This window comes from Chryseobacterium turcicum, assembly GCF_021010565.1.
In the GTDB taxonomy this organism is placed as follows: Bacteria; Bacteroidota; Bacteroidia; order Flavobacteriales; family Weeksellaceae; genus Chryseobacterium; species Chryseobacterium turcicum.
Genome location: NZ_JAJNAY010000001.1, coordinates 2,574,461 through 2,588,098 on the forward strand (window position 1 = coordinate 2,574,461; position 13,638 = coordinate 2,588,098).

The 13,638-nt window shown below is 35.7% G+C and carries 12 protein-coding genes; 7 read left to right on the plus strand and 5 right to left on the minus strand.

Annotation, left to right across the window (positions count from 1 at the left end; all coding sequences use genetic code 11):
- Positions 1-7: 7 nt before the first annotated feature.
- The gene (locus LO744_RS11790) at positions 8-1,513 is read left to right on the plus strand and encodes an HTTM domain-containing protein (RefSeq protein ID WP_230669492.1); all 1,506 of its coding nucleotides are present in this window, start codon (positions 8-10) and stop codon (positions 1,511-1,513) included.
- 35 nt (positions 1,514-1,548) lie between these two features.
- The gene (locus LO744_RS11795) at positions 1,549-1,827 is read left to right on the plus strand and encodes a DUF6520 family protein (protein WP_262908727.1); all 279 of its coding nucleotides are present in this window, start codon (positions 1,549-1,551) and stop codon (positions 1,825-1,827) included.
- A gap of 20 nt (positions 1,828-1,847) precedes the next feature.
- Here LO744_RS11795 and LO744_RS11800 read toward each other — a convergent pair whose 3' ends face one another.
- From LO744_RS11800 to LO744_RS11810, 3 genes are read right to left on the minus strand one after another with little or no spacing between them, the layout of a single operon-like run.
- Complete coding sequence (locus tag LO744_RS11800; RefSeq protein WP_230669494.1) at positions 1,848-4,364, minus strand: alpha/beta hydrolase family protein; 2,517 nt, start codon at positions 4,362-4,364, stop codon at positions 1,848-1,850.
- Positions 4,364-5,749, minus strand: coding sequence for a RagB/SusD family nutrient uptake outer membrane protein (locus LO744_RS11805; protein WP_230669496.1), 1,386 nt, complete (start codon positions 5,747-5,749; stop codon positions 4,364-4,366). Before LO744_RS11805 ends, LO744_RS11800 begins: the two co-directional genes overlap by 1 nt.
- 34 nt (positions 5,750-5,783) lie before the next feature.
- Complete coding sequence (locus LO744_RS11810; RefSeq protein ID WP_230669498.1) at positions 5,784-8,774, minus strand: SusC/RagA family TonB-linked outer membrane protein; 2,991 nt, start codon at positions 8,772-8,774, stop codon at positions 5,784-5,786.
- A gap of 692 nt (positions 8,775-9,466) precedes the next feature.
- On the opposite strand from LO744_RS11810, the gene LO744_RS11815 reads away from it, so the two are divergent.
- The 4 genes from LO744_RS11815 to LO744_RS11830 all read left to right on the plus strand — a co-directional run bounded on the left by LO744_RS11815 (position 9,467) and on the right by LO744_RS11830 (position 12,401).
- Positions 9,467-9,763 carry a helix-turn-helix domain-containing protein gene (locus LO744_RS11815; RefSeq protein ID WP_230669500.1) on the plus strand — a complete coding sequence of 99 codons (297 nt, stop codon included), beginning with the start codon at positions 9,467-9,469 and terminating at the stop codon, positions 9,761-9,763.
- Positions 9,764-9,815: 52 nt separating this feature from the next.
- The gene (locus tag LO744_RS11820; protein ID WP_230669502.1) at positions 9,816-10,844 is read left to right on the plus strand and encodes an HNH endonuclease family protein; all 1,029 of its coding nucleotides are present in this window, start codon (positions 9,816-9,818) and stop codon (positions 10,842-10,844) included.
- Positions 10,844-11,209 (plus strand): HIT family protein, encoded by a 366-nt coding sequence (locus LO744_RS11825; RefSeq protein WP_230669504.1) that lies wholly within the window; start codon positions 10,844-10,846, stop codon positions 11,207-11,209. The genes LO744_RS11820 and LO744_RS11825 overlap by 1 nt, the downstream gene beginning before the upstream one ends.
- Positions 11,210-11,420: 211 nt before the next feature.
- Positions 11,421-12,401 carry a hypothetical protein gene (locus LO744_RS11830; protein WP_230669509.1) on the plus strand — a complete coding sequence of 327 codons (981 nt, stop codon included), beginning with the start codon at positions 11,421-11,423 and terminating at the stop codon, positions 12,399-12,401.
- A gap of 246 nt (positions 12,402-12,647) precedes the next feature.
- Here LO744_RS11830 and LO744_RS11835 read toward each other — a convergent pair whose 3' ends face one another.
- The gene (locus LO744_RS11835) at positions 12,648-12,863 is read right to left on the minus strand and encodes a hypothetical protein (RefSeq protein ID WP_230669511.1); all 216 of its coding nucleotides are present in this window, start codon (positions 12,861-12,863) and stop codon (positions 12,648-12,650) included.
- 2 nt (positions 12,864-12,865) lie between these two features.
- On the minus strand, positions 12,866-13,078 hold the full coding sequence (locus tag LO744_RS11840; RefSeq protein ID WP_230669513.1) for a hypothetical protein: 213 nt from the start codon (positions 13,076-13,078) through the stop codon (positions 12,866-12,868).
- A 107-nt stretch (positions 13,079-13,185) separates the two neighbouring features.
- On the opposite strand from LO744_RS11840, the gene LO744_RS11845 reads away from it, so the two are divergent.
- On the plus strand, positions 13,186-13,617 hold the full coding sequence (locus tag LO744_RS11845; protein ID WP_230669515.1) for a RidA family protein: 432 nt from the start codon (positions 13,186-13,188) through the stop codon (positions 13,615-13,617).
- The last annotated feature ends 21 nt before the right edge of the window (positions 13,618-13,638 follow it).

The following is a 13,638-nucleotide window of genomic DNA, read 5'->3' on the forward strand; positions in this document are numbered from 1 at the left end:
CTAAGTTATGAAAACGATCATAATAAGATTTGTAGAATTTGTGTGCTACTTTTTCATCCTGCTGTTTTGTTATGCCAGCATCAGTAAAATTATCGATTTTGAAAATTTTCAGGTTCAGATAGCGCAATCCCCTATTTTAAGTTCAGTTGCAGGATTTATTTCTTATGGTGTGCTGATTATAGAATTGGTGGTTTGTTTTCTGCTTATTTTCGAAAGAACTAGAATTATCGGACTGTACTCATCTTTTTTCCTGATGGTCTCGTTTACGATCTACATTTATGTAATTCTAAATTACAGCGATAATGTCCCCTGTTCTTGCGGTGGAATATTGGAAAAAATGGGATGGAGAACCCATCTCATTTTTAACATTGCAACCGTCATACTTTCATCGTCTGCGATTCTTTTGCACACAGGCCAGAGAAGGAAAAAAATAATTACTTCTGTTTTTGTACAACTTCTCTTATCTGTACTTAGCACCGCAATGATCCTCGTACTATATCACCGCTCTGATTATATGATAAAGAAAGAAAATCATTTTATAAGAAGATTTCTTCAACATCCGATCACGGAAGAGAAGCGGTACGATCTTGAGGTTAATTCTTACTATTTCGCAGGTTCATCAAAAGACTCTGTTTATCTCGGAAATTACACCACTCCCTTCTCGCTGATATCTTTAGATACAGGACTAAAAGGAATGAATGAAAAAAAGATCATTCCGGATCGTTTTGATTTCAATTTCAAGAGAGCTATTTTACAGATCAATGCGCCTTATTATTATCTGTATGATGGAACCGTTCCTGTCATTTATAAAGGCTTGCTGGGAAATGAGAAAGTGCATACTTATAGTAGATCACAAGCCTACTTCAGTCAGCTAATCAATTGGGATCAGCGTTCTTTCATTTTCAGTACCTACTATGCGCCTTTGAAAAAACAGTCGTTAGGCATTTTGTCTCCTGAAGAAAAGAATCCTCTTCAATTAAAACCAGATCTTTTACAGAAATCTAAAGATGGGGTTTTTGACACAGACGGAGTGATACTTTTTGATAGTGAAAACCAAAGTCTGGTCTATGTTCATTACTATAAAAATCAGCTTTTGATGATGGATAAAGACCTGAATATAAAAGGTAATTTCAAAACCATCGATACCATAAGCCAGCCCCAAATTGATGTTGCTGAATTAAGCGATGGGAGAAGAAAGATGAATAAGCCCCCGCTTAAGGTCAATTTTACATCCACCGTTAAATATGGTCTGCTGTTTAACCAATCTAATTTAATGGGCAGATATGAAAACAGTAAGAATTGGGAAAATAATGCTGTAATCGATGTGTATTCCATTGCTGAGCAAAATTATATAGGCAGCTTTTACCTTTCAAAACCTAAAGAAATTAAAAAAATACAATTGGAAATCGTAGGAGATCATCTTTTTGTATTAGTCGGAAATGAAATCATCAGGTATCGTTTTGCGCAGAACATTACCAGGCATTTCATTAAAGGGGAAAGCCGAAAACCCTGACCAAGAGTAGGCACCAATAACAAATTTCAACCATTATGAAAAATTTCAGAAAAATCGCATTGCCCGTAGCAATCCTATTGATGGGTGCCGGAAGTGCGTATGCTACCACAGCATTCAAGTCAGCAAAAACAGATTTCCAAGGCTATCGTTTTGATCCTGCAGCACCTGTCGGACAAAGATGTGTTCTGACGGAAAAAATGTGTACTGATATTCGAGGAGAAGTCTGTACCTACAGCGATGCTTCCGGAACACACAATCTATCCAAGAACATCGACGGGACTTCTTGCGGAGATCAGTTGTTTGAGATCGAATAATTTTTAAAAGATGAAGGATGCTAATAAGCATCCTTCATTTGTTTATCTATCCAAGGGATATTTCTTTTATCCTTTAAAAAATATTCGAACCAATCCAGCATTCTTAATGTATAGTCCTTTTGTGCAGGATATTGCGTTATTGTATGCCCTTCGCCTGCATAAAACAATGCTATAACTGTTTTCCTGTATTTTCTCAGCGCACTGAAAAATGTTCTGGTCTCCTCCTGATCAACATTCTTATCCTCGGTACCTGTCCATAAAAGCATCGGCGCAATCACTTTTGATGCGTGATAAATAGGATTGTTATCAAAATATTTCTGCTTATTACTCTCAAAACTTTCAACCATTCTAAATTGTCCACCTTCAATACGATAATAATCAGGTGATTTGAAGTTATAGTTAAACGAATTAGCCATATGAATGATGTCTGACGGAGATGCCCCGGAAATATATGCAGCAAAACGATTGCTGTGTGTAGCGATAAAATTGGTCTCATAGCCACCAAACGACTGCCCCATAAGTGCAATCTTTCTCATATCGAACTGCTCCAATTTTGCAAGCTCATCCAAAGCATTGTTTATACACTGTAAGGCTGACAGTCCTGCTCCTTTATTGTCATAATTAATATCTGGCACCAGCACCATATATCCAGATTCGAGCAATAATCTGGCATTAAAACCGCGTCTATTTTTAAAGGTAGGCACTAAATACTTATCGGTAAACTCTTGTTGTTTTTCGTAGATCCATAATACGACAGGATATTTTTTTTGAGGATCAAAATTTGCAGGTAAGAACAGGCTTGCCTGAAGATCTTCATTATTGACACCTTTATAGTACAGCTGCTTTTTAGTAATTGTTCTGGCTCCTTTATCCTGAGAATTATATTGATAAACTGCTCTGGAAGCTGAGGATTTTATTTTCGCCATTACCACAGGCGGCTTATTGTAATTCTCTTCAGTCCATATAAAATTTTTACCATCATTACTTACCTGAAGATGTTTGATTCGATCTGTGCTTTCTTGAATAATGACAAACTTCTTGCCTTGATCCAACATATAGTAGGTTGATCGCAGATCGTTATCGTAATGTGCAGCAATTAGTGGGTAAGAATCATCCAAATAATAATACTTTCTGTGAAAACCTGCTTCTGTTGATTTTTTCACTACGTTGATAACCTCAATGCTATCCGCGTTGACCGACATTATTTTTTTCTTTTGAAGGTCATTTGTATTCTGCTCCCATAATTCACCTTTTGAAGACCATAAAATTGTTCCTGACGAACTAAAGTATGGAACTGCTTTGGATGGCATACCTACAAATTTATCCGTCATTGTTCTGGTGTCCAAAAGTTTCCAGTTAGCCCCTACATACCTAAGAATAAAATTCCCTTCTTTATCAAAATACATCACATCTCCATCTTTATCAAGCAATTCATCCGCACCTGTTACAGCGTTCCATAAATGCATCTCACCATGATCTACCTTATCAGCGCCTTCTATTACATCTACTTTTTCTTTGTCCACCCTTCTTCTGAGAAAAAGATTTGACCTGCCGATGCCCGTATATCCGGCATAATCTGAATCCAATTTAATGACTTTCTGTTCCTCAGGATACCATAAAACATCAATGGAGGGTCTTTCTCCATAAAAATAATTGCTTAAATCTTTTTCTTTGCCATACCAGACACTTACTATCTTATTATCTGCAGGAAGCCTTTTGCTGAGTGTCAGGAATATAGCATTTGCATCTGACGACTTCTTAACATTGATCTGAGTGTAATTACCGATCGAAGGAGCATCCAGTTCCACGATAGTCAGATCAGAACTCACAAAATAAGTTTTCAGTCCTTTTGCTGCTGATACAGAAACTACATATCCTTTTTTTTCTGTGTCCGATTTTGCCACATTGTAAATTTCATCCTCCGATGACCAAATTGTTCTATTTGAACGGCCGTCTGAACTGATCTTCAATAAATTTTTCTTTTCTCCCTTATCCTCAAAAATGATCAGATCTCCTTCTGTTTTCTGCCATCGTGAGACTGATTCAATTCGTTGTCTCAAAATAAAGTGATCATCATAAATTTCCAGCATATTGTTTTTACTGATGTCATAATGAATCAATAGCTGTTTTTCAGCTTCTAAAAAATCAATGGTCTTGATGTTTTGTATTTCAGATTCCTTCTGAGACTTTAGATCTATCTTCTGAAAGACACTCCCTACCTGCAGAACCAATACATCATTGCTCAAAAAGAAATTCTTTGAAACATTGGTCTTGTGGATCTTTCTGAAAGGTTTCTGAGTTTCAGAAATGATAAGACTTATTTTTGAATCCTCATTGGTCTCAAACATCAGCACATACTTTCCGTCCGGAGATAGTTGAGTTACCAAAGGTTCCACTATATCCTTTGCTAATTTTTCAAGCTCAGGTCTGGGTGTTTGTGCTTGCAATACCAAGTGATACCTTATGACGAACATCCCCAACAACATCATTATGATGTAGATGACTTTACATAAAAAACTATTCATAAGAGCCTTCATTAGTAACCTGTATTCTGTGGATTAAGCTTCGGATTTAAAAGCAGTTCTTTTTGAGGCAGTGGCCAGTTTGAATGAAAGCTTTTCCAATTTGGTTTTACCATGACCAGTTGATCCAGCAGTCCCCATCGCTTCAGATCAAAAAACCTGATGCCGTGTTCAGTAAAAAACTCTCTCCTTTTTTCTTCACGCATCTGGATCTTGACATCATTTGCAGATAATGTATTGCTCAATGTCGGAAGCCCTGCACGCTGTCTTGATCTGTTAATAAGCGGAATTGCTTCTGAAGAACGATCCAGCTCGGTTAGGATTTCTGCCTGCATCAGATAAACCTCATCAAGGCGGTATATAATTGAATATTCTGTAGGATTATTCACCGCAAGATTTTTATATTTTGCAGAACGGTAATTTGTCTGCTGACCGAAAGGCACCGTTGCGATATAGTTTTGACGACGCAGATCAGTCGCAGCAAATAAACTGATCAGCTCAGGTCTTAACACAAATGATGTAGGAGCTCCAGAAAAAGTATACAATGAAGCTTCTTTTGTTGCATCATTGGTATTCTTCGGTTTAAGCTGCCATATAATATGGGTACCGCTTTTCTGGAAAACTTTTGTAATATCGGTCTGATAAACGTAAGTAGAATTCTGCATAATCGTGGAACAAAGGATTTCTGCCTCATTCCATTTCTTTAACAACATTTTCATTTTAGCCAATACCATATAACCTGCATATTTGTTGGGATAGATTCTTTCTGCATTTTTATATGTGGTAGGTAATAGGTTGATAGCTTCCGAAAGATCGGTCTCGATCTTCAACAGCAGTTCGTTTTTAGGCATTCGGCCAAGTTGACTGTTTACGACATAATCTGTGGTGTCAGCGTATGGTATTTCACCAAAGATCTGGTACAGCTGCATATAAAGTATGGATCTTACAAAAAGTGCCTCACCTGTGATTCTGTCTTTGACTGCATCAGAAAGTGTTTTGGAATTTCTCACACCTTCAATAATGCTGTTTGCAGCGTAAATCTGCTGATAGGCAAATGTCCAGAACGAGGTCACTGCCGTATTTGTTGGAATCTGCTGATTATTGAACAGATCGAGTGCGCCATTGGAAGAACTAGTATAAACACACGATAGGTCATCGGTATATGTTCCTAACAGTGCGCCCATTCCCTCAACTCCGCCTGAGTACATTGAATTAGTCCAAAGGCTGGAATATAGTCCTGCCAATGCGGCATCCGCAGTCTGTTCATCTTCAAACACCAATTGGGTCGGAATTTGATTGGATGGAAAATCCGTCTCTATGAATTTTTCACAAGAGATATTACATAACAAAGCAGTGCTTAACATTCCTGCTGCTATTATATATTTGATTTTTATTGTCATAATTATTATTTAGAATGTTATCAAAAAAAGGTCATTAAAATATGATCTGAAAGCCCAGAGAATAAGTCTTCAAAGGCGGAAGGAATCCATTCAGGACAAACTCCGGATCTAATCCAAAATACTTAGTCACCGTTAAAAGGTTCTGTCCCTGAACATAGATGGTCGCCTCTTTAATTCCCAGATCATTTACAGGAATCTTGTAACTGATCTGCACATTTTTCAATCGAATGAATGAAGCATCACCAATGGCAGCGGTTGAATTCTGAAAGAATGAATGCGCCGAAGTTTTTGCGGCAATACTTCCTGAACTGTAAGGCATATAAGCTCCCGAAGGATTAGCAGTTGACCACACATCCAGAACTTCAGCAGGCTGATTGTTCATAGATCCCGGAATCACCATCTGGCGGTTATAATTCCAGTTTCTCTGCTTCACGAAATACCAAAGAAAAGAAGCCGACCAAGGGCCATAGCTCAAATTATTCGACCATCCGCTAAAGAACTTCATTCCGATCTTTTCAACAACTTTGTTATCATCAGGCGACGATATTTTCCCGTCGCTATTAAAGTCCGTGAATTGATACAATCCAGTTATCGGATTGATGCCTTCAAACTGATAGACTTTAACTAACGTTGTCGGATATCCTATAACATACTGATTGGAATAGGTGGAACCTTCAAGATTAGGAAATTCCACCAATTTACTGTTGGGAATTGATAGGTTAATTGAAGTATTGTATCTGAATTTTGAGTTTCTCAATACCTGTACGGAAGTTTCCAGCTCCCAGCCTGTATTCTTAACCTTGGCAGGCAGGTTAGACTGTATAGAAGAAAATCCCGTAGTCGCAGGCAGAGGAATCCCGACCAGCTGATTGGATGAGGTATTATCGTAATAGGCACCCGATAGGTTCCATCGGTTCTTGAAAAACGAAAACTCTGCAGCCAGTTCCTTTTTCAAGGTCTTCTCCCAGCTAAAATTCGGGTTATACAACCTCGAAGGATTAAGTCCGGTCGTATTATTGTAAATATTGGTGGAGACGGTATAAGTGTCCAAATATTGGTAATCCCCTATCCTATCATTTCCTGAAGTTCCTATACTACCTCTTATCTTAGCAAGACTCAGCCAAGAAACATTTTTCACCCAAGGTTCTTCTGAAACCAGCCACGCAGCACCCACTGCACCAAAATTCCCGAAACGATTATTAGGTCCAAAACGGCTCGAACCGTCCCTTCTGCCTGTCACATTCACAATATATCTTTTCAGATATTTATAGTTCAGCCTTGCAAAAACAGCTGTATAGTTGTACTGGTTATTGACCTGATCACCCACCACCTTTGTTTTAGCAGCCGCAATGTTCCTTATCAAGGCATTGCTTTCAAAACCATAACCCTGTATTGTTCCAGACTTGGTCTCCGACTGCTGCAAAGTCGCTCCGATGAGCATTTCAACACTATGGTCGTTCCAACTGTAATCCCCTACAATTTGCGGTTCAAGAATATATGAGAAACTTGAACTGTTGTTTTTAGAAGAATTGGAAGTCGAACTATTAAGCCCAAATGAAGGATTGTACATCGTATGTGGCTTCAGAGAATATTCCTCAAAAATATTATAGGTCAGCCCTCCATTAAATTTCAGAGAAACAAAGGGAAACAGCTTATAAGACAACTGAGTTCCCGTATTGATAAAGCTTGAGGAATTGAGGTATTCACTTACAAATGATGCCACCGGATTGGTAAATGTACTATTTTCCCAGTTGAGAGAACCATCCGCATTATACAGAGCCGGAGCATTCGGACTTAGCGTTAGACTTCGTTTTGTAAGATCATCATTTACCACATTATTGTCCTGAAATGAAAAAGTATTGGTCAGATTGATCTCCAATTTTCTGTCTGGACTCCTGTATCCAAAATTCCCGGTCAGATTATTCGACCTGTATCTGAAACCCGCAGGTAAGACAGTAGACTGTTCATTATGACCATAGCTGATAAGGTAAGACGAGTTTTCGGAACCACCACTTAAGGATAACTGTACCACAGAAGCGTCAGCATTATTACCTATCAGTTGTCTCTGCCAGTCGGTCTCCCTTTCCTGACTCCAAGTGTTGAGGTCATAAGCTATTGCAGGAACAGCAGTAATCCCGTCATTCTGAAAAGCCTGTCTGCGCATTCCGAGATACTCGGAAGTATTCATCATTTTCAGACGGTTTGCCACTGTGCTGATCGAATAGGATGTATTAAACTTAAGTACAGACCTGCCTTTCTTCCCTTTCTTAGTCGTCACAATGATTACTCCATTAGCGCCACGACTCCCATAAATAGCAGTAGCATCAGCATCTTTTAACACCTCAAAACTCTCAATATCATTAGGATTGATTGCATTGAGCGGGCTGATTGCCCCATACGGCAAGACCGCTGCACTATAGGTAGAAGGCGATTCAGAAAGAATCGGTATCCCGTCAATAATATACAGAGGCTCATTCCCCTCACGCCTAATACTGTTCTTACCCCTGATCTGAATATCAAATCCACCTCCTGGAGTTCCTGAATTCTGGGTAATTGAAACCCCTGCCATTCTCCCCTGCGCTGAAGCAAGAACATTCGTGACAGGTTGGTTCTCAATATCCCTTGCAGAGATCTTCGCAATATTTCCTGTCCTCTCCTTATCCTTTACCTTATAATATCCTGCATTAAGAACCACTTCCTCAATTGCCTTCTCTCCTTCCCTACCCAATGAGACATCTATCGTTGGTTTGCTACCAAGCACAACTTTACGGTCTGGATAATCTGGATGTTTATACATAAGGACAGGATTTTTTCCTGATACCTGCAGACTATAAATACCGGAAGCATTACTTACTGCAACTATATCGCTACCCTCTTGAGATACATAAACACCTGATATTGGTCTGTTATTATTTGTGACAGTGCCTGTGATCACACGCATCTGCCCTATTGCTACGCCGGAGGCTAGCAAGGTGAAGCCAAAAGCCAATTGAATATGACTTAGGCTGCAAAAGTTTTTTTTCATACTTTTGAAAAGATTTAATTCGTTAAATTTTAGGCTCTTCTCTGCATTGTGTAAACTCGAAAATACGTTTATGCAGGGAGGGCTTTTCTTTTTCTATGGCTACTTATTTTACACTTTCTGTTTCTTAATACTTGATTTTTACTTTAGAATTTCTTGATGATCTTATTTCTCTTCGCTTCATTCCAAAATAATCGATAATGCTTGGGGGAAGTCTCAGTAAGAACATAGCAAAACCTCCTGCCCCAGAGCACATCTAAAAAAATTAATCTGAATGAAAATTGTGTCCTATAAAAGCTTTAAAGCCGCAATGAGTTGTACACCCCATTGTATCGTGCAGTCTGATACCGTATTTTAAGGAAGCGGCTTAGGTTTAATTGTAGAGAAAGCGGACAGCATTGGAAAAAAACGGCGTGGGACTCTACATTATCCAATTCGGGGTACTGGTATACCTTTGACACAGATAAGAGAGCCCACGCCTAGGTCGTGAGCTTCCTGCTTATCGTCTCGTGTCATAAAAATTACCAGTTTTCGAATTGAGATTCTAAGCAATAGCTTCTAATATTTCGTTGAAGTATCGCAAAATTACACTTCTGTAACTTATTTTACAAATATAATAAAAATATCCAAATCATTCGCTATAGCGAACAGTATTTTTCATTTTAATCTTTTCTTTTGATAAAGATTATAATAAAATGCAAGATAAAGAGATACGTAATAGTAAAAATGCGCTTGTTAATAAGCATTTATGCAATTATATTGAAGGTAAATTCTTGCGGGAATATCGTAACCAACAAGGGGAAATACTTTCACAAAATGAATATGCTAAACTCTGTGGAATAACTTCTTCTACAATTTCAAAGTTAAAATTACCTGAAGGTTATAATATTCCGATGTCAACAATTTATAATATTCTTAGACACGAACAATATTCTTTGGAAAGATTCTTTAAAGAATTTGAAAATTCCAAGGGCATAAATATTCCAGATTAAAATTATAACGATAATTGGTTTACTGTAACTAAAATGTAAATTCATTAACAAAATGTCCCTAAATTTCCAGGAAAATGACCCAAGTTTAGAATCCCAATGGCGAGCGATTATATTGTTTGGGAAAAATTCTGCGACTTATAAATTTGCATTCGGAAAGATCCTCTTAAAATTAGTTTCAAAAGAAACAAATACGTTTTCACTTAAAGACATCTCATCACTCTTTGTCGACAGTATTTTAGAACACCTTAAAAGAAACGATAAACAAGGAAACTCTAACTCTAGTGCATTTTTGAATGCTTGCCGAAAATACAATCATGGTGATATTGATTATGATAATCTGCTAAATATTACGGAAAAATATGGATTTGTAAATGTAGTTGATGCCTTCCAAAATGTTAATGGAGGAATTATAGCAAACAAATTTTACGAAAAAGATTACAACGGAACCAACAAGAACATTGTAGTAAGAGATGAATTGTTAAAACTTAAAGAAAGTATTCAATTCACTAATTTCAACGAAGAGGTAGAAGCACGATGGAACCTTGTAGAAACTGCTTGGAATTTAAAAATAAACCCAGATCTACTTGAAGTTAAAATTGATAACGATCTGCAAACTCTCTTTATCGAAAGTGATTTTATGAGAAGAAAAGACATCTCCTCTGCTAAAGCTTCATTAAACGGATATCAGAAAGGTAAATGCTTCTACTCCTTTCAGGATATATCAATAAAATCAGGAGATGAAAATTTATGCACGGTTGATCATTTTTTTCCTCACGTTCATAAAATCAGGATAAATGAATCGGGAGCGAATGTAAATGGAGTTTGGAATTTGGTTTTATCAGACAAGTTTGTGAATCTATCGAAGAGTTCTAAAATCCCCGAGTTAAAATACTTAGAAAGGCTTTTTACAAGAAATGAATTTTACATTGCAAGCAAACATCCCCTTGGTGAAACGATAGTAAATCAGACCGGGAAAACTTCATTAGATAGAAAACGTTTTTTACAAAAGCAATACAATTTATCAGTAAATTTATCACTCCAAAAATGGAAACCTTTAGTTGAATTTGCCCCTCTTTTCTAATGAAAGATTTCACAACAATATCAGACGATAGAATTTTATACAAAGGCAATTATTTCTTCATAATAGAAGATGGGTTCCCTGTTTCCCCAGGTCATTTATTAATAATTTCAAACGAAATTAGAAAGGATTTTTTTGAACTCACCGAAGAAGAAAAAAATAACCTTCCCGAAATGATCGAAAAAGCTAAAGAATTTATCTTAACTAAATATCAGCCCAATGCTTACAATATAGGAATGAACTGCGGAGTTGATGCAGGGCAAACGGTTTTTCATTTCCATTGTCATATAATTCCAAGATATAAAGGTGATATGGAAAACCCAAGAGGTGGTGTTCGTCACGTTATTCCGAGTAAAGGAAGTTATTAATTCTATCTTGTTTAAGCACATTTTTATACTATTAAGACTCCTCTCATTTTATATTTTGGCAATGTATAATCATAGCATTTTTGCAAAAACTTATTTTAATCCTTTTAAAATTTTCAATGATTTTCCTAAAAATACTCACTTACATTAGTTTTGACATTTAAAAAATGAAGTAATTCATAATTTGATAACTTTATAACTAAAAGGAAATCCAATGAAATACAGTCGTGAAAAATTAAATTCATTTTCAGGAGAAAAGGTTGACAAATCAGAATATGACTCCATTGCGCAGGAACTTGTTAAATCTGTGTTAGAAGGAAAAAATGTTAGTCTCGCAGAAGAATCTTTTGCTTGTTCAATCATAAAATTACTACGTAAAGATGGTACTAACGAATTAGCATTTGATATCAGCCAAGTTGAAAAGTGCAAAAATTATAGATTTAAAAATGCCTATTTACTATATTTTTCTGACTTAAATGGTCACAAACAAGTAATTGATCCATCAGGAGTTATTTCTGAAAAACAAAAGACTCTTGATGTTACATTTCTTGAAAATGAATATCAAATTTGGAAAAAACTTCTAAAAGGTGAAACCCAAAAGAATAACTTGACAGGGTATCTGGCGAGAGAAACTGAACATCAAATTAAAGAGTTACATTCCTACGGTTCTCAAAGTATGCTTGGATCAAATTATATAAAATACCTGGAAAAATCTTTAACTCTCCACGGTAAATACATATACTTAACAGTAAAAGAATCATTTGAGGAAATTGGAAATCCTGAAATAAATTTTAATGATGGCAATAATAACTTTATAATAGATTCTTACTCGTACGTTCATACATTATTCAGACATTTCGCAAAAAGTATCAAACAACATCAAATAGATAAAAGTTACCACTTTGATCAAAATATAAAATTTGATAACATTCCAAACTTTATTTTAGAATTATTAAAATGCTATTCAACCTCTAATTTTTCAAAATCATTTAATAAGCAAAACATCTACTTTAAATATAAAGGAAGCTCTTATGCAATTTGGTTTAGGAAACTAAAAAAGAATATTAAAGGTGGATCAACAGCTGAGTTTCTAAGAGTTCAAACATTGTATCCTGTTGAAAACAGCGAAGAATTGGAAAAAATTCAGAAATTAAATTCAGAAATTACAAATTGTAATTTTGAATTTTTCCAATAAAACGTAGTAACTTTCCTAATAGCTTTACAAAAACTATTCACAATTAAAATTTTGGGTTTCTAAAATAAACTACTCTGCTATCGCAGAAACCAAATACAAGTTAATCACCTTAAAATCAATATTTTATAAATAATTCACCCCAAAATTTTTTATTAAGTTTACTTAAGGAGAAATTACATAAAGAAAGAGATAATCATTTTTAGGAGTGAAGATGAGAGAAAACAAATCCTGAATAATGTAAGATTTTTACTTTTGGCTATTCATAAACGTACTCATATTTATTATTTTATTATCGTAGCTGTTGTATGCTACTTCAACAAAAAAACTATATAATTTATAAAGTACATACTTTACCTCACCTTTTACAGATGAATCAATAAATTCACCACTGCTAAAAACAAGTTCATATTGTTCTTCTTCTGGCAATTGGGTGAATTCGTAGAAAGATAATTCCTTACTCATACTTATTTTCCAATTTCCTTATAGTATCTATCAGAACATTGTTGTAGAACTTCATCTGTTTCTTTTAAAAGTTTTACTTTTTGTTGCAGTTCTGTTTCTTTTAGCTTTAGCTTTTCCTCAGACGAGTTAAGCTTTGTCGCACTTTGGTAAAGAAATACTGATAGCGTAATAATTACTATTGCTGAAAATGTGCTGTAAATTTTTAATGTTTTCATATTTGTGGCTTTTTGTAAAGGTAGGAAATATTCAATTTCAGTCCTTGCAAACAATTTATTACTATATTTGAAAATACAGTGAAACTACAAAATCTACTCATTTGAATATGAAATATTTCCTTTTACTAAGTTCTCTGTTAGTGTTTACCACTACATTTGCCCAAGAGAATAAAATTAATAAAGAAAAATGGCACTGGAATAATAAAAAGCAAGATACAATTGCAGGATATTGTCAAGTTTTAAAAGTTGACAATGTCTTATATATTTCAGGTGCAGTAACTAATAAGATAACGCCAGAAGGAATTACTTCTGTTTACAACGATTTAAAAGCATCACTGGCAAGTTATGGTGCTACTTTCGAAAACGTTGTTAAAGAAAATTTGTACACAACAGATATTGAAATGATGAAAAAATATAATGATGCTAGGAAAATATTTTACAAAAATGATTTTCCTGCAGCTACTTGGATACAAGTACAAAGATTATATATGCCCGATGCTAAGTTAGAAGTTGAATTGGTTGCGCACTTACCTAAATAACTCGATTAGGTTTTAATTGTT